We start from the raw sequence: 24,437 nt of genomic DNA on the forward strand, positions 1-24,437 counted from the left end.
CTGGTGCGTGACGGTTACTTTTTCGGGTAACCCGCTCGTTTCATGTCACGTGCAGTCGCTGTTTGCGCATTCTGCAAGGCTTGATCCACAGTGGACTGGCCTATAAGTGCTGCGGAGAACTGCTGGCCGACGCTGGTACCGATGGCCTGAAACTCAGGAATGGTGACCAATTGAATACCTACGTAAGGCACTGTTTTGAGCGATGGCGATTTGGGATCGGCCTTCTTCAGCGACTCAAGCGTAATATTGGCGAATGGTGCGGCTTTCTTGTACTCATCGGTGTAGGTCGAGGCACGGGTGCCTGGCGGCACGTTGGACACACCGTCGGTATCGGCAACCAGTTTGGCGTACTCTTTCGAGGTGGCCCACTGGGTGAACTCGGCAGCATCCTTGGTGTTCTTGGCGCTGGTCGGGATCGCCAGCGACCACGAATACAGCCACGACGAGCCCTTGTCGGTTACTTCATGCGGGGCGTAGGTGAAGCCGACGCTGTCGGCCACTTTGCTCTGCTTCTTGTCGGTCACGAACGAACCGGCAACGCTGGCGTCGACCCAGATGGCGCACTTGCCGCTATTGAACAGCGCAAGGTTTTCGTTGAAGCCATTGCTGGAGGCACCCGGAGGGCCGGACTGCTTCATGGTGTTGACGTAGAAATTCAGCGCATTCTTCCACTCTGGCTGATCGAACTGTGGCGTCCACTGCTCATCGAACCAGCTTGCACCATAAGCGTTGGCCAGCGTGGTGATCAGCGCCATGTTTTCGCCCCAGCCAGCCTTGCCACGCAAGCAGATGCCGTACTGTTCCTTGGACTTGTCAGTCAGTTTGCCAGCGAATTCGGCAATCTGTGTCCAGGTAGGGCGCTCGGGCATGGTAAGGCCGGCGGCCTTGAAGAGGTCGGTGCGGTAGTAAGTGATCGAAGCTTCAGCATAGAACGGCAGGGCGAACAGTTTGCCATCCGCCGACAGGCCTTCACGCACCGAGGGGAAGACATCGTCCAGTTCATAACTGGCAGGCAGGTCTTTCATTTCCTGCAGCCAGCCTTTCTTGCCCCAGAGTGAGGCTTCGTACATGCCGATGGTCAGCACATCGAACTGGCCGCCCTTGGTGGCGATGTCGGTGGTCAGTCGTTGGCGCAGGACGTTCTCTTCCAGCACGACCCAGTTGAGCTTGATGTCGGGGTGCTTTTCTTCGAAGGTCTTGGAGAGGCGCTGCATGCGAATCATGTCGCTGTTGTTGACCGTGGCAATGGTCACGGTGCCTGCCGTGGCGCTGCCACTGAAGACGAAACAGGTGCTGAGCACGGAACTGGCGAGCAGAAGTTTTGCTGAGTTCTTCATTGATCACTCCTCTTCCACGCCCAGTGAGCAGTAGAAGGATGGTTATTGTTTTTTTCTCTTCCGGAGGTCAGGAAGATGTGGATTGATTACACCGGCGTTCGGTCGGAAAGACAAATCCTGCGCCGCACTCTGACTGATACTTTTTTGCACTGATGCACGAAAGGCCGATAGAGCCGAATCGCCCATAGGCTGGCTTCGCCGCAACTGCAGCGTAGACGATAGGCGCAAGGGCAGGGTGAATCAGTACAGGTTTTGTTCGGTCAGGCGCTGCACGGCCAGGCGGCGATAATGCGAGGGCGTCATGCCCTTGAGTTGCTGGAAGCGCCGATTGAAGTTGGAGATATTGTTGAACCCGGATTCAAAGCACACATCAGTGACCGGTTTGTCGCCATCAGCCAGCAATTCGCACGACTTGCTGATGCGCAGTCGATTGACGAACTCTACAAAGCATCGCCCCGTGGCCTGCTTGAACACTCTGGAAAAATAGGTTGGCTTCATGCCCAGATACTCGGCCACTTCCTCCAGCGGCAGCTCCCGGCCATAGTGGGCAAAGATGTAATCCACCGCCCGGTTGGTGCGATCGACGCTGTGCTCGTCAGTCGTATGGGCGACCGCAGTGCCAGAGAGCAACTGATAGTCGTCGCTGGCTGCCAGCAACTCGAGAAGAATGAAGAAATGACCCAGGCGGGTGATGCCCCGTGAGTCGGCAATCTTCTGCATCAGCTTCATGGCCTGACGAATCGTACGTTTGCAGCGAAATTCGATGCCGTAGCGGGCGCGTTCCAGTAATGGCGTCAGGGTTTTTAGTTCGGCAAACACCTGATTGCCACTTTCCAGCAGTTCATCGGTGAAGTTGACCAGCATGTCGCGTTTGGCCACAACTTCACCCTCATCGATCTGGCTGATCCAGTTATGCGGCAGATTGGGGCCGGTCAGAAACAGGCTGGCAGGGTTGAAATTGCCGATGTAATCGCCGACAAATACCTTGCCTGAGCTGGCCACAATCAAATGCAGCTCGTATTCCTTGTGAAAGTGCCAGCGCACCAGCGGACAGGGGAATCCGTGCTCGCGATAAATGATCGACAGCCCGTTGTGGTCGTCCATCAATTCGTAGGAAGGGTCGGCGATTCTTGTTGTTTTACTCATGGCTATGTCGTGTTCAGCAGTTGCCAGAACGATAATGTGCCTGATTTTCAGCTTCAATGCCCGGTCGCTGACAAAAATCACCTACGATCACGCGTCTCACATGATTTGCCACAGTGGAGTGGTTATCCGATGAAACAGATCCTGCTGATCGGCATGGGGGCCGGTGATCCCGAGCAGATTACCTTGCAGGCCATTGCCGCGCTGAACCGTGCCGACGTGATCTTCATCCTCGACAAGGGCTATGTCGACGATGAGCTGCTGCGCCTGCGCAAAGCGCTTTGCCAGCGCCATATCACTCATCAGGGCTACCGTTTGGTACAGGTTCAGGACCCACGGCGCGAAGGCGACCCTGACGTCTACGAGCGGGGTATCGAGAGTTGGCACGAGCAGCGCGCTGCATTGTTCGAACGGCTGTTGACCGATGAGCTTGGCGCAGATCAGGTTGGTGCATTTCTGGTCTGGGGCGATCCGTCACTGTATGACAGCACCATGCGCATCCTTGACCGCGTATTGGCGCGCGGCAGGGAAACATTCGAATATCAGGTGATTCCCGGCATCACCAGTGTCCAGAGCCTGGTGGCGCAACACCGGATACCGCTCAATCGTATTGGTGAGTCGATTCACATCACCACAGGGCGACGCCTGGCGGCGGCAGCGCTTGAGCAACACAGCAATGTCGTGGTGATGCTGGATGCACAGTGCACATTCGAGCGTTACGTCGGGCACGGGCTGGATATCTATTGGGGCGCTTATCTGGGCACCGCGGACGAGATACTGGTGTCTGGCAGGCTCGATGACGTGTGTGAGCAGATCAAGCTGTTGCGCGCCGAAGCGCGCGACCGCAGGGGGTGGATCATGGATACCTATCTGCTGCGCAAACCAGCTTAGACCGTATCTTCAGCCTTGTTACGGTTCTTGGCTTCGATCCACTGCGCCATGTACTTGGTGCTCTTGTGGTGATGATGGCGAAGCATGGCGCCGGTGAAGTTCGCCAGACGATGCTCGGGCAACTGGTTACGAAGGGTCTGAATGCGCTCGATCAGGCTCGCACAGTGTTGCCGATGCTGGTAACGCGCCTGCAGCAACGCCAGCCCGGCGTTTTGCGCCTCTAGCCAGCGGGTCTGGTCTTGATAGAGTCTGACCGCAGCATCAGCGATGTCTTTCGGGTTATCGGCGATGACGCCAGGCCACTGCAGCCCGCCGCTCATGGCTTCTGCGCCGATCACAGTGGTGATTGACGGAGTGCCGCAGAGCATGGCATCCATCAATTTGCCCTTGATGCCGGCACCGAAACGCAACGGCGCAAGACAAATGCGTGCTGATGACATGACCTGCAACGCATCTTCAGCCCAGTGCTTCACATGAAACCCTTGAGCGCCATTGTGCAGCGCTGTTGCCTTGGGTGGCGTGTAGGCACCGTAAATATGCAGCTGCGCTTCAGGCAATTGCTGACGGATCAGCGGCCAGAGTGCGGTTTTCATCCATAGCACCGCATCCCAGTTGGGGGCGTGACGGAAATTACCTATGCTGAGGAAGTGCGCGCGTTCTGCAAAAGGCCGAACGCTGTCGGGAACGCCGTCAATCATTAGCGGACACCAGTGCAGCAGCGAGGCGGGCAGCCCAAACGAACCGGTCAGTAATGCCATTTCAACGTCGGATGTCATCAGGTTCAGGTCGCAGCGATACAACGATGCGACCTCGCGCTGCGCCAGCTCACTGGAGGCGATCTGCTTGAAAAGCCCCGGCGTTGAAGTGTCGCAAATATCGCTCGGATCACCCGCGGAATCGCTGTTCAGCGAGTCCTTCAACATCTGATGGCGTGCATGGCGCAGGCTTTGAAAATCCGACGTTTCCAGAATGCGCAGGGCGTCGGGGCATTGTTGCTCGACGCGCCAGCCGAACTGCTCTTCGATCATGAACTGATCAAAAACAACGATATCGGGCTGCAATTTGCTGACAAACAGGTCAAAACTGCTGTCATTGAGCGCGATTCGTACTTCCTCGATGCCCAGGCTGACCAGATCGGCCCTATGTTCACCTTCAGTGGCAGGGCTGGCAAAGGTAATCTGCCAGTTCTGCTCGAGGAAGCATTGGATCAGTTGCATCATGTGCCCGCTGGCAGCCGAAGAGCGTGGCTCGGGCCATACGTAGCCGATGATCAATACACGTGTGGTGGCGTGCGTGTCGGTGTGACTGAAAGCAGCTTTGATGTCAGTCAAGGATGCTTTTTACCTTGTCACGCAACTGGTCGATTGAAAAAGGCTTGCCGATCGAATGCATGCCTGGCGGCACATCGATGTTCTCGGAGTAACCGCTGGCGAACAGTACCGGCAATTGAGGCCGCAGTTCGATGACCTTTTTAGCCAACGCGGTGCCCTTCATGTCGGGCAACCCCTGATCAGTCATCAACAGGTCGATGTGCCTGGTATCGTCAACAACGAAAGTCAGGGCTGAAGTGGCGTCCTCGGCTTCCAGTACCTTGTATTCCAGCTCTTCGAGCACGTCGACAATCAGCATGCGCACAATGGCGTCGTCTTCGACCACGAGAATGGTGCGGGCTGTGTCCGGCATTGTTGACTCCTTAAACCTGAAAAATGGTGATAGCGCAGACAGCATGGAATGCGATGCTTCCTTATTCCGGCAGCTCAGAGTAACCGAGCGCCGTCCTGTCCACTGTTGATACTGTCCCTGTATCAGTAAATAAAAACCGGGTGGAAGTTCAATCGGCGCACAAATACGGTGAATTGTGAGGGTGATTGATGGCTTTACGTAATGAACGCGATATGTGCGTGAGCTTATCACCGATTTATGTGTGAAATTTCAATCCTCTATGTCAGAAATAAGAGTGTTTTTCGTGGGTTTACGGCAAACTCTACGGTTTTGATCCACTCGTCAGGGATATTTCATGAATCGGACGTCTGTTGTCGATGAGCAACGCTTTCGAAAACTGCTGGGGCGTAACGTCGGCTTGCCATTGGGTGTGGGGGTACTGAGCGCCGTTTTCTTCATTTTGCTGATCAGTTATCTGCTCACGGCCATACAGTGGGTCGAGCATACTGACCGGGTGATCAATAACACCAACCGTTCGATGAAACTGTCGATAGACATGGAAACCGGCATGCGCGGTTTTCTGCTGACCGGCGATCAACACTTTCTCGACCCCTATGAAATCGCCAAACCGTTGCTGGTTGCCGAGCTGGACGGACTCAAGAGTCTGGTCGAAGACAACCCGACGCAACAGGACCGGTTCAGGCGTCTGTCCACGATGCAGCAGGAGTGGAATGCGTTTGCTCAGGAGATGATCAATCTGCGGCGCAACAACGGCGACTATCAAACTGCTGTGCTGGCCGGACGTGGCAAGCGAATTACTGATCAGATCCGCACCGAGTACGATCAGGCTGTCGAAATGGAACAGCAACTTCGGTTGACCCGTAACGCAGAGGTCACGCGCAGTACCATTCTTTCCGTCTGCCTGTATCTGATATTCGTGGTGATTGTCAGCGCTATCCTGGCGTATATCGGACGACGTGATTTGCTGTCGCTTTCGGCCACCTACAGCGAAAACCTCAGGCAGCAGGAAATCAATGCCGAGCGTCTGCAAAAAGTCGCCTGGTTGCGCAACGGTCAGAGCGAACTGGCCGAACAGGTACTGGGTCAGTTGACACTCAATATGCTGGGTCGAAACATCCTTCAGTTTCTGACTCATTATCTGGGCGCGTCGGTGGCGGCGGTCTATATTCGCCAGGATCACGGCGGCTTGACGCGTGCTGCTTCCTACGGTTTCTCTCGCGAACAGGAGCAGCAGGATCAGACCATTCACAGCGATGAAGGCATTGTGGGGCAGGCCGCACAACAGGACCGGATCATCACGCTGGATGAACTGCCCGAAAACTACTTCAAAGTGGCTTCCGGTCTGGGTGAAGGCTCGCCGCGCAGCATAGTGGCAGTGCCTACCAGCAATGACGATCAGGTCAACGGGGTGATCGAGTTGGGCTTTCTGCGCCCGCTTACCGAGCAGGATCTAGAGTTTCTTGAGCTGATCGCGGACAACATTGGCACTTCGATTGAAGCGGCCCGTTATCGCCAGCGTCTGCAAGAGGTGCTGGCCGAGACCCAGCAACTCAACGAAGAATTGCAGGTGCAGCAGGAAGAATTACGCACGGCCAACGAAGAGCTGGAAGAGCAGTCGCGTATTCTCAAGGAGTCTCAGGCACACCTGGAAACTCAGCAGGCCGAGCTGGAACAGACCAACGAGCAGCTGGCCGATCAGAGTCAGGCACTGGCCGATCAGCGTGATGCGCTGGACCGCAACAACGAGGAACTGAGCATCGCTCAGGCCGAGTTGCAGGCGCGTGCGGACGAGCTGCAGCGCGCCAGCAAGTACAAGTCCGAGTTCCTTGCCAACATGTCCCATGAGCTGCGCACGCCGCTCAACAGTTCGTTGATCCTGGCCAAGCTGCTGGCCGAAAATCCGGGCGAAAATCTGACCGCCGAACAGGTCAAGTTTGCCGAGTCGATCTATTCGGCGGGTAATGACCTGTTGAACCTGATCAACGACATTCTGGATATTTCCAAGGTTGAAGCCGGCAAGCTCGAAATGCGCCCGGAAAACAGCAGCGTATCTCGCCTTGTCGAAGGCCTGCGCAGCATGTTCCAGCCGCTTGCCGCCGAGAAAAAGCTGGCGTTCACGGTCGACATACAGGCAGGCGCGCCGACCATGCTGTTCACGGACCGCCAGCGTCTTGAACAGATTCTCAAGAACCTGCTGTCCAACGCGATCAAATTCACCGAAGCGGGCGCCGTCAGCATGGTCGTTTCGCGCCAGCCGGGTGCAGGCATCGTGTTTATCGTGCGCGACTCGGGCATCGGCATCGCCGAGGAGCATCAGCAGGGTATATTCGAGGCATTCCGTCAGGCAGATGGCACCACCAACCGGCGTTATGGCGGTACCGGGCTGGGGTTGTCGATCTCCCGCGATCTGGCGGCATTGCTGGGCGGATCCATCAGTGTGACCAGCGCGCCAGGGCAGGGCAGTATTTTCAGCCTGGTGTTGCCGGAAAGCTATGTCGAGCAAGGCCCTCAAGAGCCAGGCAATGAGTCTGCGGTCATGCTTGCGCCTCCCGCGCCTTCATTGCCGGTTCCTGCCGCGCCGGTCATCCAGCAGTCGGCCCCGGCCCCGGTGCCGGTGGAAACACCTGTAGCCGTGTTTGCCGATGATCGTGACAAGGCACCGTTTCAGCGGCGCTGCATTCTGGTCATCGAAGATGAAGTGCGCTTCGCTCAGATCCTCTTCGATCTGGCCCATGAGCTGGGCTATGACTGTCTGGTCGCGCATGCTGCGGATGAAGGGTTCAACCTGGCGTCACGCTACACGCCGGACGCGATCCTGCTGGACATGCGCCTGCCGGATCACTCGGGCCTGACCGTGCTTCAGCGTCTCAAGGAGCTGGCACCTACCCGACACATTCCGGTGCATGTAATTTCGGTCGAGGATCGCCAGGAAGCTGCGCTGCACATGGGCGCCATTGGCTACGCCGTCAAGCCGACCACCCGCGAAGAGCTCAAGGATGTATTTGCCAAGCTGGAGGCCAAACTGACCCAGAAGGTCAAACGCATCCTGCTGGTCGAAGACGATGCGCTGCAACGTGACAGCATTGCTCGCCTTATCGGCGACGATGATATTGAAATCACTGCGGTGGGTTTTGCCCAGGAGGCATTGGACCTGCTGCGCGAGAATGTCTACGACTGCATGATCATCGACTTGAAACTGCCGGACATGCTCGGCAATGAGCTGCTCAAGCGCATGTCCACTGAAGACATCTGCGCCTTTCCGCCGGTGATTGTCTATACCGGGCGCAACATGACCCGTGATGAAGAAGCCGAGCTGATGAAATATTCGCGCTCTATCATCATCAAGGGCGCACGCTCGCCTGAACGCCTGCTGGACGAGGTCACGCTGTTCCTGCACAAGGTCGAGTCGCAACTGTCCAACGAGCGACAAAAGATGCTCAAGACCGCGCGCAGCCGTGACAAGGTCTTTGAAGCGCGCAAAATCCTTGTGGTCGATGACGACGTGCGTAACATCTTCGCCCTGACCAGCGCCCTAGAGCACAAGGGGGCAGTGGTGGAAATTGCCCGCAATGGTCTTGAAGCGATTGCAAAGCTCAATGAGGTCGAAGACATCGATCTGGTCCTGATGGACGTGATGATGCCTGAAATGGACGGTTACGAAGCCACCATCGAGATCCGCAAAGACCCGCGCTGGCGCAAGCTGCCGATCATCGCCGTTACTGCCAAGGCCATGAAAGATGATCAGGAGCGTTGTCTGCAGGCAGGTTCCAACGATTACCTGGCCAAGCCCATTGACCTGGATCGACTGTTTTCACTGATTCGCGTCTGGCTGCCGAAGATGGAGCGCATTTGAATGAGGGGTCACTGGCCGTGCTTTCCGGGGCGCAAAAACGGATGGCATCATGCACCTTGATCGAAGCATAGAGATCGAGCTGCGCCTGCTGATAGAGGCTATCTACCTCCAGTACAGCTACGATTTCCGCGACTATTCCGGTGCGTCGATCAAGCGCCGCGTGATCCATGCGTTGCGTCAGTTCGATTGCGCGACCATCTCGGCCCTGCAGGAGCGTGTGCTTCATGACCCGGCAGCATTCATGCAGCTGCTGCAGATTCTCACCATCCCGGTGAGTGAGATGTTCCGTGACCCCTCGCACTTTTTGGCGATCCGCAACGAGGTCGTGCCGGTGCTACGCACTTATCCGTCGATCAAGGTGTGGATTGCCGGTTGCAGTACGGGTGAGGAGGTTTATTCAACGGCTATTCTATTGCGCGAAGAGGGGCTGCTGGAGCGGACCATCATTTATGCGACCGATATCAATCCCAGCTCTTTGGAGAAGGCCAAGCAGGGCATCTTTTCCATGGATAACCTGCGCACCTATACGGAGAACTACCGTAACTCGGGAGGGCAGCGCAATTTCGCCGATTACTACACGTCTGCCTACGATTACGCGATCTTCGACAAGACACTGTGCGAGAACGTCACTTTTGCCGATCACAGTCTGGCCACAGATAGTGTATTCTCCGAAACGCAATTTATTTCCTGTCGTAACGTACTGATTTACTTCAACAAAAAACTTCAGGATCGAGCTTTCGGGTTGTTTCATGACTCGCTGTGTCATCGCGGCTTTCTGGCGCTGGGCAGTAAGGAAACCCTGGATTTCTCTGCCTACGGCGGGGCGTTCGAGACGCTGGTGAAACCCGAGCGGATCTACCGGAAATTATGAGAACCACCTTTGACGATGACCTGTCCTGCGGCCCGTTGCCCGTGGTCGATGCTATTGTCGTAGGCGCGTCAGCGGGTGGTGTAGAGGCCCTGCTGAAAATATTCAGAAACCTGCGGCCGGGTTTAAGTCTGCCTATATTGATGGTGTTGCATTTGCCGGATGACCGGCGCAGCCAGTTGGCCCATGTATTCCAGAATCGCTTGGCGATCCCGGTCAAGGAAGCCGATGACAAGGAAGATATCGTGCCGGGGACTTTGTACGTTGCGCCAGCGGGTTACCACGTCTCGGTGGAGTCTGACTTTTCACTGTCATTGAGTCAGGAAGACAGGGTGTTTTACTCAAGGCCCAGTATCGACATTTTGTTCGGTTCGGCCGCGGATGCCTACGGCCCGCGACTGGCTGGCGTATTGCTGACTGGTGCCAATAATGACGGCGCACAAGGTTTGCTGCAGATCAAGAAGTATGGTGGTTTCACGGTGATTCAAGACCCCTCGCAGGCCCAGGCGTCGACCATGCCCGAGGCGGGCCTGGCGTTGCACTCGCCGGATTACCTTCTTTCCCTGAACGATATTGGCCGCTTGCTGGTCGAGTTGGAACGAACCGCATGTTAAGTGAAATTCAGGCAAAACTGCTCATCGTCGATGATTTGCCGGAAAACCTGCTGGCCCTCGAGGCGCTGATCAAGCGCGGTGATCGACTCGTCTACAAGGCACTCTCGGCGGACGAAGCGTTGTCACTGCTGTTGCAGCACGAGTTCGCGCTGGCCATCCTCGACGTCCAGATGCCTGGAATGAACGGGTTCGAGCTGGCCGAGATGATGCGCAGCACCGAGAAGACCAAGAGCATACCGATCGTTTTCGTCAGCGCTGCCGGTCGCGAGCTCAATTATGCCTTCAAGGGCTATGAAAGTGGTGCCGTGGACTTCCTGCACAAGCCGCTGGATATCCATGCGGTAAAGAGCAAGGTCAATGTTTTCGTTGATCTGTATCGGCAGCGCAAGGCCATGAAACTACAGGTCGAAGAGCTGGAGCGCAGTCGCCAGGAGCAGGAAGCCTTGCTCAAGCGTCTGCAGTCGACCCAGGGCGAACTGGAACACGCGATCCGTATGCGTGATGACTTCATGTCCATCGTTTCCCACGAGGTGCGTACGCCGCTCAACGGTCTGATTCTGGAGACCCAGCTGCGCAAACTTCACCTGGCCAAAGACAACGCTTCAGCGTTCACCATGGAAAAGCTGCGGGCAATGGTCGACCGTGACGAGCGGCAGATTCAGAGCCTTATCCGCCTGATAGAAGACATGCTTGATGTCTCCAGAATTCGTACCGGCAAGCTGTCTATCAGGCCGAGCCCGTTTGACTTGAGCGAACTGGTCTGTCAGTTGCTGGAAAGCTTTGCCGCACAGATTGCCGCCGCCGATTCGACGGTCACCCGGTTTGCCGAAGAGCCCGTGATCGGCGTCTGGGATGAGTTCCGTATCGAGCAAGTGGTTGCCAACCTGTTGACCAATGCGCTGCGCTACGGTGCGCGCAAACCGATTGAAGTGCATGTGTACAGCAGGGAGGGCGAAGCCTTCATTGAGGTTCGGGATCAAGGCATCGGTATTACTGCTGAAAACCAGAAGCGCATCTTTCAGCAATTCGAGCGAGTATCGAGCAATCACGCTGTTGCCGGGCTTGGCCTGGGGTTGTTCATTTCCGATCAGATCGTCATGGCTCACGGCGGTCGTATCGAGGGGGAGAGCGAAGAAGGCAAGGGTTCCGTCTTTCGTATCTGCCTGCCTTTATAGATGACAGCTGCTGTCGATACAGGTGACAGCCGTTGGCGATGTAGATGATAGCCACTGGCAATCAAGTTTAATCACACATCGGCGCAACCTCCCATGCATGCCGTGGTCGTAATGGCAGCTATTTATAAGATCAAAGGCAGTTCAATGAGCGCTGATGCAGAAAACGTCGTATTAATCGTCGAAGACGAACCCCTGATCCTGATGCTTCTGGCCGATTATCTGTCTGGTGAGGGTTATCGAGTCCTGAAAGCCGAGAATGGTGAGCAGGCTTTCGAGATTCTGGCGACCAAACCCCACCTTGACCTGATGATCACCGATTATCGATTGCCGGGTGGTGTCTCGGGTGTACAGATTGCCGAGCCTGCGGTGATGCTTCGACCGGAGTTGAAAGTGATCTTCATCAGCGGCTATCCGGCGGAAATACTCGATTCAGGCAGCCCGATTGCGCTGAAGGCACCCATTCTCGCCAAACCGTTCACCATGGAAACGCTGCATTCGCGTATTCAGGAACTGCTGGCCTGAAGACGCGCTTTAACCGTCGAGTGAGCAGGCCGTCTTACAGGCCGGAGTCATGCAAAGCCTGAGCGTTTCTCAGGCTTCTATCATTTCCCGCACTTTCGAGGTCAGGTGGTCGAACGCAAAGGGTTTGGTAATCAGTTGCATACCGTTCTCCAGAAAGCCTCCGCGGACGGCGGCATGCTCTGCGTAACCGGTGATAAACAACACTTTGAGTTCCGGTCGCAGCTGCCTGGCGATTTCTGCAAGCTGCCGGCCATTCATGCCCGGCAGCCCTACATCGCTGATCAGCAAATCAATACGCTGGCCTGATTCCAGTATCGGCACGGCGTCCAGTGCTTCGCCGGCCTCGATGAAGGTGTAACCCAATTCGCTGAGTACCTCACTGACCAGCGTCCGAACAGCCGGGTCGTCTTCGACGATCAGCACGGTTTCGCCATTTTCGGCGTAAACGGCATTGCTCTGGAAACTCTGCTCGGCTTCATCTGCAAGCCCCTTAAAGCGCGGCAGTAACAGCTGTACGGTAGTGCCTCGGCCTACTTCACTCTTGATTGAAACATGACCATGCGACTGTTTGCTGAAACCATAGATCATTGAAAGACCCAAACCGGTGCCCTGACCGATAGGCTTTGTGGTAAAGAACGGGTCAAACGCACGGCTGATCACTGTTTCCGGCATGCCGCAGCCATTGTCACTGACGCTCAGCACCACGTAATCACCGGGCAGCAGGTTCTCATGGGCATTGGTAAACGATCTGTCCAGCTGCTGATTGAAGGTTTCGACCACCAGCGTGCCGCCGTCGGGCATTGCATCGCGTGCGTTGAGCACCAGGTTGAGCAGGGCGCTCTCCAGCTGGTTAGGGTCCGCTTCTGCAGTCCACAGATCGCTGGCCATGCGCAATTGCAAATGAATGCTCTCGTTGACACTGCGCTGCAACAGTTCGTCCATGGCATTGACCAGATGGTTCATCTCCACCGGCTTTGAGTCCAGTGACTGGCGCCGCGAGAATGCCAGCAAGCGATGGGTAAGTGCTGCGGCGCGATTCGCCGAGGTCACACCCAGGTCGATCAGGCTGTTGAGGTCCTCTATGTTGCCGCGCGCCAGGCGTCTTCTTATCAATTCCAGGCTGCCGATGATCCCGGTCAGCATGTTGTTGAAGTCATGCGCAATACCGCCGGTCAATTGGCCGACTGCTTCCATTTTCTGTGACTGACGAAGAATGTCTTCCTTATGGCGTAACTGCGAGGTGCGTTCTTCAACCTGTTGCTCGAGTGTTTCATTGAGGCGTCGCAATTGCGACTCGGCTTGCTTGCGTTCGGTGATGTCAGAGGTCACGCCTGCCAGAGAACTGACCAGACCGTTCTTGCCGCAAATGGCGCGGGCGCGCACATCCACCCAACTGAGTGAGCCATCCGGCCAGACGTTGCGGTATTCGATGATCAGATCAACACCGGTGTCCAGGCTGCGCTGAAGCGCCGACTGCATTCTGGGCTGATCTTCGAAATACACAGCGGCGAGCCAGTCGTCGTAATTGAACGTGTCCTGTTCGTTGCGGCCATAGTGACTTTTAGTAATATCCGAACAAGTCAGTTTGAGGTATTCCGCTTCCAGCAACCAGGAGCCCAGCCTGCCGGCCTTGAGCGCATTCTGCAGACGGCCTTCACTTTCGTGCAGGTCCTCCATGCGCGCTCGTGCTTCATACTGGCGTCTGCGCCCGCGCACGGCCGTGACGACCAGGCTGACCAGAGTCGCAGGATGGAAGGGGCGTTCGAGAAAGGTCACATTGCCCAGTAGATTACCCATCCGTGCAGACGGATTGTGATCCGGACCGCCATGATGAGTCATCAGGACGATCGGCAGATCCGACCACGCTGGCTGGCGACTGATGAGGTCCAGCAGCGGTTTAATGTCACTATTGCGCAACGCCTCATCGGCGATGATTGCCAGGCCAGCGCCCGAGCTCAACTCTTTGACCAGTTCGAACAAGTCATGGGCCACCGTTGCCAGGTAGCCGGCTTCATCGAGGATCCGCATAGCGATCTGACTGTCTCGACCTCTGGGCGCCAGAATGATTGCGCGCTCCGACAACAGTCCTGGAATACTCACAGGTCGTCATCCTCAAGCAGCGGTTTCTTGTCGCCAAAGTATGACGGCACCCCGCGCAGTACGCCTTGGAAGGCTTCAAGCGGCTTACCGATCTTCAGACCGTTGGCACTGATGCGGTATTCACGAATAGTGGACTCGTGAGTGCCCGTGCGCTTCTTGATGATGGATATCGCGCGACGCACCTGACCCAAAGCTTCGAAATAACGCAACAGAATAACGCTGTCGGCAAGGTAGGTAATGTCGACCGGTGAGCGCATGTCACCGACCAGCCCGTGTTGTGCAACGGTCATGAAGGTCGATGCGCCCTGGCGATTGAGGTAGAGCAGAAGCTCGTGCATGTGCAAAACCAGTGCGCTCTCTTCCGGCATTGCCGCCTGATAACCGTTGATGCTGTCGATGATCACGGTCTTTATCTGCTTGCGGTCCACTGCGCGCCTTACGCGGTGCGCAAATTCGCCAGGAGAAAGCTCAGCCGCGTCGATCTGCTCGACCACCAGATTGCCGGTTTCCTGAAGCGCCCGCAGGTCAATCCCGAGCTTGAGCATGCGTTCGAACAGCAGGCCCATTTCTTCATCGAATACGAACAGCCCCACGCGCTCGCCACGTGCCACTGCCTGTGCCGCGAAAACCAGTGAAATGAGCGATTTACCGGTCCCGGCAGGGCCCAGAATCAGCGTGCTGGAGCCGCTTTCTATGCCGCCGCCCAGCAGGTCGTCCAGTTCTGTGATGCCGCTGCTGACCTGAGTACGGGCGTAATTGGAGCGGTGTTCGGCCGCTACCAGGCGTGGGAATACATGGATGCCGTTCTCGGCGATGGTGAAGTCGTGGAAACCGCCGCGGTATTTCTGGCCGCGGTATTTGACGATCTTCAACCGTCTACGCTCGGCACCGTAGGTGGGTGTCAGCGCTTCAAGACGGATAACCCCGTGGGCCACACTGTGTACGGTTTTATCCAGCGCTTCGGTGGTCAGGTCATCGAGCAGCAATACCGTCGCGTTATAACGCGTGAAGTAATGTTTGATGGCCAGAATCTGGCGTCTGTAGCGCAATGAACTTTGCGCCAGAAGACGAATTTCCGAGAGGCTGTCGATCACCACGCGAGAGGGTTTGACCCGCTCCACCACCTCGAATATCTGCCGCGTCGCTTCGCCCAGCTCCAGATCCGAGGAGTACAGCAGGCTTTGATGATGATCCGCATCAAGCAAGCTTTCAGGCGGCGTCAGCTCGAAAATATTGATCTGCTCGTCAAGCTCCCAGCCGTGTGAGGCAGCACCCGAGCGTAGCTCGCTTTCAGTCTCGGAAAGGGTGATGTACAGCGATATTTCACCCGCTGCTGCGCCTGCCTTCAGGAACTGCAGTGCCACGGTTGTCTTGCCGGTTCCGGGTTCTCCTTCAAGGAGAAAAACATGACTGCGTGAAAGACCACCCGCAAGGATGTCATCCAGACCTTCAATCCCGGTTGCCGCTTTTGACGTATTCAAGTATCGCCCTCTAATAACCCATATAGGTTTTGCTATCACTGATTACTGGACCTCCCGGCATTCTGACCGTTCACACTATTTAACGGTAGCGGGTACAGCGAATATATAAACGCGGCTGGCGGTCGGTCCGGCAAATGTTACTTAAGCCCGGTTACGATGATTGCGTCGCTGCTGTTATAGTCCAGCGCCTGAATACTCAACATGCCCTGAGGATCACGTCGTGACCGATTATCAAAGTTTCCGGGTCGAGCTGGCTGACAGCATTGCTCACGTACAGATCAACCGGCCTGAAAAGCTCAACGCAATGAACGAGGCGTTCTGGACTGAAATAATCGGCATATTCGACTGGATTGAGCGCAATGACGAAGTGCGGGCAGTAATACTCAGCGGAGCGGGTAAACATTTTTCGTCGGGTATCGATCTGGCATTGCTGGCTTCTGTTGCCAACCAGATGGGCAAGGATCCAGGCCGTAATGCCCGGCTGTTGAGGCGCAAGATCCGTGACATGCAGGCTTCGTTCACTGCAGTGGCAAATTGCCGAAAGCCGGTTCTGGCTGCTTTCAGGGCTATTGCCTGGGTGGTGCCATAGACCTGATTTCGGCCTGTGACATGCGTTACGCCGCCGCCGACGCCCAGTTTGCCATTCGCGAGATCGACATGGGCATGGCAGCGGATGTAGGGACTCTGCAACGTCTGCCGCGAATCATCGGCGATGGCGTGCTGCGTGAGCTGGCTTATACCGGGCGTACCGTGGGAGCTGAAGAGGCGCAGAGGATCGGGCTGGTCAATCGCACCTTCGATGACCTGGAAGGTCTGTTGCAGGGCGTCTTCGCGGTGGCCCGGGAGATAGCCGGCAAATCACCCATTGCCATCGAAGGCACCAAGCAAATGATCAGCTACATGCGCGATCACCGAGTGGAGGACGGCCTGGAACACGTTGCCATCTGGAACGCAGCCATGCTGCAATCACCTGACCTGAAGCTGGCGATGGTTGCGCAGATGAACAAGCACAAGCCGGTCTTCGATAATTGATTCATGATAGAGCTCGAATCTGAGCAAAGGAGTTTTTCCATGGCGCACCCGGAGCGTTGGACAACTGCAGTTCTGGATGTCGAGGCCGGTGGTGGTTTGGCTGTGGTCCAGAGTGATCAGGGGTTTTTGCTGGATACCAATGGGGCAATGTTCCCCAGAGGCTGGCTGGCGGGGCTGGATTTGCCAGTGCAGAGCGAGCACGGCATCGGCTATTTTGAGGGTGAGCCTGTCTACCTGCTGGTGCTTGAGCGCTCGGTTGCGGTGGAGGGCTGTTCGTGGCAAGGCTTGCGTCAGTTCATGCTGGAAGGCGATTTTGCGGTCTTCCAGATGCTCGGCTACGCCGCGCAAGTCAGTACGTGGGCCAGAGAACATCGCTTTTGCGGAGCCTGCGGTCGTGCGACGGTGCAGATCCGTGGAGAGCGGGCGATGTTCTGCGAGCACGACAACCTGCGTCTGTACCCGCGTATTTCCCCGAGCATGATCGTGCTGGTCACGCGGGGCGATGAAATACTGCTGGCCCGCTCACCACGGTTTGTCACCGGCATGTACAGCGCGCTGGCAGGGTTTGTAGAGCCGGGCGAGTCTGCCGAAGACTGCGTGCACCGCGAAGTGATGGAAGAAGTGCAGGTGCGCATCAAGAACCTGAAATACATGGGCAGCCAGTGCTGGCCGTTTCCGCACTCGATGATGCTTGGCTTCCATGCCGAATATGATAGCGGTGACATAGTGCCCCAGGCGGAAGAAATCGAGGACGCACGCTGGTTTCATGTTGATGACTTGCCGCCGTTACCGGCCAACCGTTCTATCGCCCGCTATCTTATCGAGGCGTATCTGGCCGAGCGCTCAGGCGCCCCCGAACCAGTGCTGCCAGGCTAGGCGCACGGTCAGGCCCAATACCACGGTGATGAACACTGGGCGGATGAATTTGGCACCGCCCTTGATTGCAGTGCCTGCGCCGAAGTAGGCACCCAGCATTACCGCAAGGCCCATGCTCAGGCCGATGATATAGTCCACCTGGCCGGAAAATATGAATACCGAAAGCGCCACGGCATTGCTGACGAAATTCATGCTGCGCGCCACGCCGCTGGCCTTGACCAGATCCACCGGGTAGAGCAGCAGCGTGCTGACCGTCCAGAAGGCGCCGGTACCGGGCCCGGCAACACCGTCATAGAAGCCCAGCCCCAGCCCTTGTGGCAGTTGCCATTTCTTTTTGATCGGAGCATTGCTATCCAGTGGTGCCTTGGGCGTGCCGCCAAACAGCAAGTACAGCCCGCAACCGAACACAATGACCGGCAACATCTGGTTCAGCCATTCGGCTGGCAGGTAATGAGCAATGACCGCGCCGGCTGCGGCACCCACCGCAGTGCCGACCACTGCGTGTATCCACTGTCTGGGATGAAACAGTTTGCGGCGATAGAACGTAAAACTGGCGGTTGCCGAACCGAACGTCGAACTGAGCTTGTTAGTGCTCAGCACCAGATGCGGTGGCAGACCGGCTGTCATCCGGGCGGGTGTAGTAAGCAGTCCGCCACCACCGGCGATGGCGTCTATAAAACCCGCGATGAACGCAACGACAGCAAGAATGGCGAGGGTGGTCAGGTCGACGCTGAGTTCAAAAGGCATGGTGGCAAGCGTGCTTATAGGGGAGGCGGGAGGGGGCAGAATGGCTGCCTGAATGTGGCGCATTCTACCCCCTTGCCAAGCGTTGCAGGAAGTCAGATATCGCTGAGCGCGACCCAGCGTTGCTCGGCGGCGGCGAGGCGAATGGCAGTCGCCAGACGCTCGATCTGCCAGGCTTCTTCGAAGTCCGGACCACGGCTGCCCTTGCCGCATACCGCAAGAATGAGTGCCTGTACCTCAAGTGCCTTGAGTTCGTTGTAACCCAGCTGATGGCCTGGTGCCGGGCAGAATGCCGCGTAACCGGGTTGCGCAGGGCCTGCCAGAAGACGCTGAAAACCATCGCGCCCAGCTGCGCCAGTGCGATAGATGCGCAGTTCGTTAAGGCGCTCCTGATCGAATGCCAATGTGCCCTTGGTGCCGCTGATTTCGAAACTCAGGTGGTTTTTGTAGCCGTGTTTCAGCCAACTGCTACTGAACGTTCCGCGCGCACCATTGGCAAAACGCAGCAGTGCGTGGGTCTGGTCATCCACTGCGATGCTGCGCATTTCCTGGCTTCCGTTCCTCGCAGGGCGTTGGCGGTGTACGGTGCTGGAGTCTGCGCAGACCGCTTCGACATCGCCCAGCAAATGGCGAGCCATCGCCAGCAAGTGACTGCCCAGATCGGCCAGCGCGCCGCCCGCATGCGCCGCTTCGCAACGCCACGACCAAGGGGACGACGGGTTGCCCATGAAGTCCTCGCTGAACTCACCCTGAAAACTGACGATATCGCCCAGTTCGCCCGCGTCGATCATTTCCCTGGCAAGGCCGATCATAGGGTTGTGCTGGTAGTTGTAGCCAACCTGAGTAACAACCTCGGCGGCCTTGGCGCTACGGCGCATGTCGTCGGCCTGGGCGAGGCTCACCGCCAGCGGTTTTTCGCAATACACTGCCTTGCCTGCGGCGATGGCGGCCATGGCCATGGGGAAATGCAGATGATTGGGCGTTGTGATCGCCACGATCTGCACCTGCGGATCACTGATCAGGTGCTGCCAGTCAGCGTGGCTGTGATCGAAGCCCCAGGCGCTAGCGCACTGCTCGGCCCTGACGCTGTCCGCATCCGCCAGGGCGGTCAGCCGAATGCGTGCCGGCAGATCAAGGGCGGCATTCGCATTGCCGAAGGCCAGGGCGTGGGCACGGCCCATGAAACCGGTGCCGATCAGCCCGATGCCCAGTTGCGCCTGAGACGTAGAAGGGTTTTCCCGCATGACATTCTCCAGAGAGGATTGTTGTTGTGCGGAAAATATATTCCATAAATATAAAATATGGAAAATTAATTCATTTTTCAGCGTGGTAGTAAGTTCCAGACATCAGGATAAAAATCCGCCGTCGACATTAAGCGCAACGCCGGTGGTGTAGCTGGATGCTGCGCTCGCCAGATACAAGCCCGCCCCAGCCATTTCGCTGGGCGCTGCGACGCGTTTCAGCGGAATCTGCGCCAGGGCCATATTGAGAATCGCATCGTTCTTGACCAGCGCCGATGCAAATCGGGTATCTGTGAGGCCGGGCAGCAAAGCGTTGCAGCGAATTCCGAACTCGGCGCATTCCTTGGCGAACACCTTGGTCATGTTGACCACCGCCGCTTTGGTCATTGAATAGACACCTTGATAGGCACCCGGCGACACCGCATTGATGGATGCAACATTGATAATGCTGCCACCGCCGCCTTCGCGCATCAGCTTGCCGGCTTCCACCGACATGAAGAAATAGCCGCGAATGTTAACGTCGATAGTCTTTTGAAACGCGCTGAGGTCGGTGTCCAGCACATTGCAGAACTGCGGGTTGGTGGCTGCGTTGTTGACCAGTATATCCAGGCGCCCGAATTGCTCGCGAATCTGGGCGAAAACGCTGGTTATCTGCTCCATCTCGCCAATATGGCAGGCAATGGCTGTGGCCTTGCCGCCCTCGCTGATGATGGCGTCGGCAACCGCCTGACACCCGTCGAGCTTGCGGCTCGACACAACAACGTGCGCGCCCTGTTGAGCGAGCAGCCTGGCAGTGGCTTCACCGATTCCCCGGCTCGCACCTGAAACAAAAGCAACCTTGCCATCAAGGTCGAAAAGCTGGGTTCTGGACATGTCGTTTCCTTGTCTTGGCGTTGGCGGTCAAAGGCTGGATTTGGTGATTACATTCAGGCTCATCTGCTCCAGCAGCCTGTTCATGTCAATGAACCGGGCAAAGCGCTTGTCCTGAGTCTGTCCATGGAAAAAACGGTAGTAAATCTGTTGCACGATACCGGCCAGACGAAACAGGCCGTAGGTGTAGTAGAAGTCGAAATTGTCGATACGGATGCCCGAACGTTCGGCGTAATAGTCGACGAACGCCTGGCGCGTCAGCATGCCGGGGGCATTGCTCGGCTGGCGACGCGTCAACTGAACCGGCAGCGGGTCGTCAGCCTGGACCCAGTAGGCGAGGGTATTGCCCAGGTCCATCAGCGGATCACCGAGCGTGGTCAGTTCCCAGTCCAGCACGCCGATGATGTTCATCGGGTTATCCGGATCGAGGATCACATTGTCGAAGCGGTAGTCGTTATGCACGATGCTGGAGGTGGGCGAGTCGGCGGGCATTTTGTCTGCCAGCCACGCCTGGACCTGCTCCCATGCCGGAGCGTCCGGGGTTCGCGCTTTTTCATAACGCTCCGACCAGCCCGAAATCTGCCGCTGCACGTAACCCTGGGGTTTGCCCAGATCACCCAGGCCGCACGCCTGGTAATCAACGCGGTGCAAGTCCACCAGTTTGTTGATGAAGCTCTTGCACAGGTCTTCAGTCTGTCGTGCATCCAGCGCCAATTCGGGCGGCAGGTCAGAGCGCAGGATGATCCCCTTGACGCGCTGCATCACGTAAAACTCCGAGCCGATCACCGACTCATCCGTACAGTGCAGGTACGCTTGCGGGCAATAGGGGAAGGCATTCTTGAGCTGATTGAGAATGCGGTATTCACGACCCATGTCATGTGCCGATCGCGCCTTGTGTCCGAACGGCGGGCGCCGCAGCACTAACTCGCGCTCGGGGTACTGAATCAGATAAGTCAGGTTCGATGCGCCACCGGGGAACTGACTGATCGCCGGGGTGCCATGCAGATCCGCCAGATGCGCCTTCAGGTACGGATCTATCAGGGAGGCGTCCAGTTCTTCGCCGCTGCGAATCCCGGTGGACTGGTCAGTCAGTGCCATACGTATACCTTGTGTTTATTATGGTCAGCTCAAACTATTGACTAATCTAATGATCGTCTGAACCACGAGCAAGCTCGCGGCAGCGTTATAGACTAGCGTGTTGCCGGGCAATCAGCGGCTCTGATTGCTGCTTTGTACAGAACGGCACAGACAAAAAAACCGAAGCCGGCGGGGCTTCGGTTTTTTTGGTGCAGCTTGCAAAGTGTCAGGTGTTTAAACCGGGAACAGTTCGCTGAGCTTCATGGCCAGCATCATGTCGCCTTCGGCGCGCAGCTTGCCGCCCATGAATGCCTGCATGCCATCGGTCTCGCCGCTGACAATGCCCTTGAGGGTTTCGCTGTCCATGACCAGGGTCACGTTGGCGTCCGGGTTTTCGCCTTCCTGCAATTCGCAGGTGCTGTCCTTGACGATCAGGGCGTAGTGTTTGTCTTCGTCGGTGATATGGAAACCGAAGACCAGGTCCAGACCGGCAGCAGCAGCCGGGTTGAACTTGTTCTTCATGGTTTGTACGGCGTCTGCTACTGAGGTCATGTCTTGATCCTTTTGTGGTGAGTACTTGCGTCCGCAAGGACGCGATTGGCCGGGCTCAGCGATAGGTAATGAGCGTCGGCGTCTTCAGCAGTTGCAAGTGTGTGTAACCGTTAAAGGAAGCCAGGGTAACGTCGTTGCCTTTGAATTTGAGCTGATGCAGAGAAGTGTTGACGATATGCCAGTGCAGCTCCAGTGCCTTTGCTGCAGGCATTCCGGTAACGAGGTGGAGCAGGGCAGTAATGGTGCCGCCGGAGGTGAACACGGCAATACGCTCATGCGGACCTGCGTCCTGAAGAATTCTGTCCAGGCCTGCCTTGACGCGGTCTAAGAAACCTTGCCAGCTTTGCAGCCCCGGCGTGTCCTGCTCGCCACTCAGCCAGCGTTTGGTAATCAGGTTGAACAACCGATGAAACCCTGCGGGGTTGCCAGCCACGTCGCGCAGAATATCCAGTGCTTGCGGTTCATCGACAAGCATCGCCGGTATCAACGCCCTGATCACGCCTTCAGCGTCGAATTCATCGAAGGCGCTGTCGAGCTGTACGGGAGGCGTTTCAATACCTGCTTCTGTGTACTGGCCCAGCACATGCTGTGCCGTGTCTTTCTGGCGCAGGAGCTCACCCGATACACACCGGTCAAAGGTCACGCCCGACTGCGCGAGGTGAGCACCCAGCACTTGTGACTGACGAATGCCCATGGGCGACAGGACGTCGTAATTGTCTGCACCAAATGAGGCCTGGCCATGTCGTATCAGATAGATGCTGCCCACGTCCGTGTTGTCTCGGTACGTTGAAGGTGGGTCGAGGTTATGAGGGATGCCGGGCGACTGTCAATGAAAAAACATACGCTCGTTTGAAATCATCGTTTTAATGGTTTGTAACGGCTCGATAGCTGGTGCGTCGCACGGGGCGTCGGTATGCTGCATTTATTGCGGCCCTTGATTGGTAAAGGCCTGACGCAAATGAGGGATATTCGTGGATTTCGTTGTCGATTACGCAAGTTTTCTGGCCAAAACCGTGACGCTGGTGATCGCCATCGTGGTGGTGCTGGTTGCCATTGCGTCCATGCGTGGCAAGGGGCGTCGCAAAACGGCCGGGCAACTGCAGGTCACCCGGCTCAATGATTTCTATAAAGGCCTGCGTGAGCGGCTCGAGCAATCCTTGCTCGACAAAGAGCGCCTCAAGACGCTGCGCAAGGAGCAGGGCAAGGCCCTGAAAAAAGAAAAAAAGCAGGCCGAGCCAAAATCCCGTGTCTATGTGCTGGATTTCGACGGTGACATCAAGGCCTCGGCTACTGAAAGCATGCGTCATGAAATTACCGCTCTGCTGACGCTGGCCACCGACAAGGACGAAGTGGTCCTGCGTCTGGAAAGCGGTGGCGGCATGGTGCACAGCTATGGTCTGGCGTCCTCGCAACTGGCACGCATTCGGCAGGCCGGTATTCCACTGACCGTATGCATCGACAAGGTTGCGGCCAGTGGCGGGTACATGATGGCCTGCATCGGCAACAAGATCATCAGCGCACCCTTCGCCATCCTCGGGTCCATCGGCGTCGTGGCGCAGTTGCCGAACGTCAATCGCTTGCTGAAGAAGCACGACATCGATTTTGAAGTGCTGACCGCAGGCGAATACAAACGCACCCTGACGGTGTTTGGCGAAAACACCGAGAAGGGTCGCGAGAAATTCCAGCAGGACCTGGACATCACCCACGACCTGTTCAAGAACTTCGTTGCCAGCTACCGCCCGCAGTTGTCTATCGACGAAGTGGCGACGGGTGAGATATGGCTGGGCATGGCAGCGGTCGACAAACTGCTGGTCGACGAACTCAAGACCAGCGACGAGTACCTGGCCGAGCGCGCCAAGGATGCAGACGTGTTCCACCTGCACTACGTGCAACGCAAGAGCCTGCAAGAGCGCATGGGTATGGCTGCAGCCACCTCGGCGGATCAGTTGGCTGCTAAGTGGTGGGGACGTTTGACTCAGCAGCGGTTCTGGTAGGCATTGTTTAGGGGGGTAACGACTTGTGCCAATGCTCCGGTGCGAGCGATAACCTCAACTATCGTGCGGCGCTCTGCGTCGCACATCAAGATCGGACGCAGAGCGTCCAGAGCCGCGTTCCCACGCTGGAGCGTGCGGAACGATAATCTCCAACTATCGTGCGACGCTCCGCGTCGTCACGCTGTCTCGTGACGCTCTGCGTCACAATTGGGCTGCCGCGTAACGTCATGCCTTGCCCGTAATCACGGCACATAAACCAAAGCGCTTTTTATCACGATGGCACTGTCGACGCAGAGTGCGACGTTAGTGACAGGGCGCCTGATCTCGCAGGACGACCGTGTGACGCAGAGCGTCACGAAAGGCATTACCACGCGGAGCGTGGGA

20 protein-coding genes and 1 pseudogene are annotated in these 24,437 nt (G+C 56.8%); 9 read left to right on the plus strand and 12 right to left on the minus strand.

Annotated features, from left to right (window positions below; genetic code table 11):
• Positions 1-14: 14 nt before the first annotated feature.
• Positions 15-1,337, minus strand: coding sequence for an ABC transporter substrate-binding protein (locus AO277_RS23435; protein WP_010214724.1), 1,323 nt, complete (start codon positions 1,335-1,337; stop codon positions 15-17).
• 240 nt (positions 1,338-1,577) lie between these two features.
• Positions 1,578-2,483, minus strand: a complete 906-nt coding sequence (locus tag AO277_RS23440; RefSeq protein ID WP_044318315.1) for an AraC family transcriptional regulator — start codon at positions 2,481-2,483, stop codon at positions 1,578-1,580.
• Between the two features lie 129 nt (positions 2,484-2,612).
• Between AO277_RS23440 and cobF the strand changes: the two genes are divergently transcribed.
• Positions 2,613-3,371 carry a precorrin-6A synthase (deacetylating) gene (gene cobF / locus AO277_RS23445; protein ID WP_002553637.1) on the plus strand — a complete coding sequence of 253 codons (759 nt, stop codon included), beginning with the start codon at positions 2,613-2,615 and terminating at the stop codon, positions 3,369-3,371.
• Here cobF and AO277_RS23450 read toward each other — a convergent pair.
• Both AO277_RS23450 and AO277_RS23455 read right to left on the minus strand, forming a co-directional pair.
• On the minus strand, positions 3,368-4,702 hold the full coding sequence (locus AO277_RS23450; RefSeq protein ID WP_044318305.1) for a glycosyltransferase: 1,335 nt from the start codon (positions 4,700-4,702) through the stop codon (positions 3,368-3,370). The genes cobF and AO277_RS23450 overlap by 4 nt on opposite strands.
• Entirely contained in the window at positions 4,695-5,054 is a 360-nt protein-coding gene (locus tag AO277_RS23455; protein ID WP_002553639.1) for a response regulator, read from the minus strand. The genes AO277_RS23450 and AO277_RS23455 overlap by 8 nt, the downstream gene beginning before the upstream one ends.
• A 334-nt stretch (positions 5,055-5,388) precedes the next feature.
• On the opposite strand from AO277_RS23455, the gene AO277_RS23460 reads away from it, so the two are divergent.
• The 5 genes from AO277_RS23460 (at position 5,389) to AO277_RS23480 (ending at position 12,086) form a co-directional block, all read left to right on the plus strand.
• On the plus strand, positions 5,389-8,907 hold the full coding sequence (locus AO277_RS23460) for a response regulator (protein ID WP_002553640.1): 3,519 nt from the start codon (positions 5,389-5,391) through the stop codon (positions 8,905-8,907).
• A gap of 49 nt (positions 8,908-8,956) precedes the next feature.
• The gene (locus AO277_RS23465) at positions 8,957-9,778 is read left to right on the plus strand and encodes a CheR family methyltransferase (RefSeq protein WP_005730077.1); all 822 of its coding nucleotides are present in this window, start codon (positions 8,957-8,959) and stop codon (positions 9,776-9,778) included.
• Entirely contained in the window at positions 9,775-10,389 is a 615-nt protein-coding gene (locus AO277_RS23470; RefSeq protein ID WP_044318306.1) for a chemotaxis protein CheB, read from the plus strand. The genes AO277_RS23465 and AO277_RS23470 overlap by 4 nt, the downstream gene beginning before the upstream one ends.
• On the plus strand, positions 10,383-11,564 hold the full coding sequence (locus AO277_RS23475) for a hybrid sensor histidine kinase/response regulator (protein WP_099259130.1): 1,182 nt from the start codon (positions 10,383-10,385) through the stop codon (positions 11,562-11,564). Before AO277_RS23470 ends, AO277_RS23475 begins: the two co-directional genes overlap by 7 nt.
• Positions 11,565-11,708: 144 nt before the next feature.
• Positions 11,709-12,086, plus strand: a complete 378-nt coding sequence (locus AO277_RS23480) for a response regulator (protein WP_002553644.1) — start codon at positions 11,709-11,711, stop codon at positions 12,084-12,086.
• A 69-nt stretch (positions 12,087-12,155) separates the two neighbouring features.
• Here the strand turns inward: AO277_RS23480 and AO277_RS23485 are convergent, their stop codons facing one another.
• Positions 12,156-14,186: a hybrid sensor histidine kinase/response regulator gene (locus tag AO277_RS23485; RefSeq protein ID WP_044318307.1), complete on the minus strand. Its 2,031-nt coding sequence runs from the start codon at positions 14,184-14,186 to the stop codon at positions 12,156-12,158.
• Positions 14,183-15,667, minus strand: coding sequence for an ATPase domain-containing protein (locus tag AO277_RS23490; protein ID WP_044318308.1), 1,485 nt, complete (start codon positions 15,665-15,667; stop codon positions 14,183-14,185). Before AO277_RS23490 ends, AO277_RS23485 begins: the two co-directional genes overlap by 4 nt.
• A 220-nt stretch (positions 15,668-15,887) precedes the next feature.
• Between AO277_RS23490 and AO277_RS23495 the strand changes: the two are divergent.
• Both AO277_RS23495 and nudC read left to right on the plus strand, forming a co-directional pair.
• Positions 15,888-16,699, plus strand: a pseudogene (locus tag AO277_RS23495) (crotonase/enoyl-CoA hydratase family protein).
• Between the two features lie 39 nt (positions 16,700-16,738).
• Entirely contained in the window at positions 16,739-17,575 is an 837-nt protein-coding gene (gene nudC, locus AO277_RS23500) for an NAD(+) diphosphatase (RefSeq protein ID WP_005732807.1), read from the plus strand.
• Here the strand turns inward: nudC and AO277_RS23505 are convergent.
• The 6 genes from AO277_RS23505 to AO277_RS23530 form a co-directional block, all read right to left on the minus strand.
• Positions 17,543-18,322 (minus strand): TSUP family transporter, encoded by a 780-nt coding sequence (locus AO277_RS23505; RefSeq protein ID WP_044318316.1) that lies wholly within the window; start codon positions 18,320-18,322, stop codon positions 17,543-17,545. The two genes, nudC and AO277_RS23505, sit on opposite strands and share 33 nt — an antisense overlap.
• Positions 18,323-18,414: 92 nt before the next feature.
• Positions 18,415-19,563, minus strand: coding sequence for a Gfo/Idh/MocA family protein (locus AO277_RS23510; RefSeq protein ID WP_044318309.1), 1,149 nt, complete (start codon positions 19,561-19,563; stop codon positions 18,415-18,417).
• 102 nt (positions 19,564-19,665) lie between these two features.
• Complete coding sequence (locus AO277_RS23515) at positions 19,666-20,433, minus strand: SDR family oxidoreductase (RefSeq protein WP_099259132.1); 768 nt, start codon at positions 20,431-20,433, stop codon at positions 19,666-19,668.
• Positions 20,434-20,460: 27 nt separating this feature from the next.
• Entirely contained in the window at positions 20,461-21,528 is a 1,068-nt protein-coding gene (locus AO277_RS23520) for a phosphotransferase family protein (RefSeq protein ID WP_002553651.1), read from the minus strand.
• A 213-nt stretch (positions 21,529-21,741) separates the two neighbouring features.
• Entirely contained in the window at positions 21,742-22,059 is a 318-nt protein-coding gene (locus tag AO277_RS23525) for an SCP2 sterol-binding domain-containing protein (RefSeq protein ID WP_002553652.1), read from the minus strand.
• 55 nt (positions 22,060-22,114) lie between these two features.
• Positions 22,115-22,825, minus strand: a complete 711-nt coding sequence (locus AO277_RS23530) for a histidine phosphatase family protein (protein ID WP_044318310.1) — start codon at positions 22,823-22,825, stop codon at positions 22,115-22,117.
• A 205-nt stretch (positions 22,826-23,030) separates the two neighbouring features.
• Here AO277_RS23530 and sohB point away from each other — a divergent pair, with 205 nt between their 5' ends.
• On the plus strand, positions 23,031-24,053 hold the full coding sequence (gene sohB / locus AO277_RS23535) for a protease SohB (RefSeq protein ID WP_044318311.1): 1,023 nt from the start codon (positions 23,031-23,033) through the stop codon (positions 24,051-24,053).
• Positions 24,054-24,437 lie beyond the last annotated feature (384 nt).

The sequence above is a fragment of the Pseudomonas amygdali genome, assembly GCF_002699855.1.
In the GTDB taxonomy this organism is placed as follows: Bacteria; Pseudomonadota; Gammaproteobacteria; order Pseudomonadales; family Pseudomonadaceae; genus Aquipseudomonas; species Aquipseudomonas amygdali.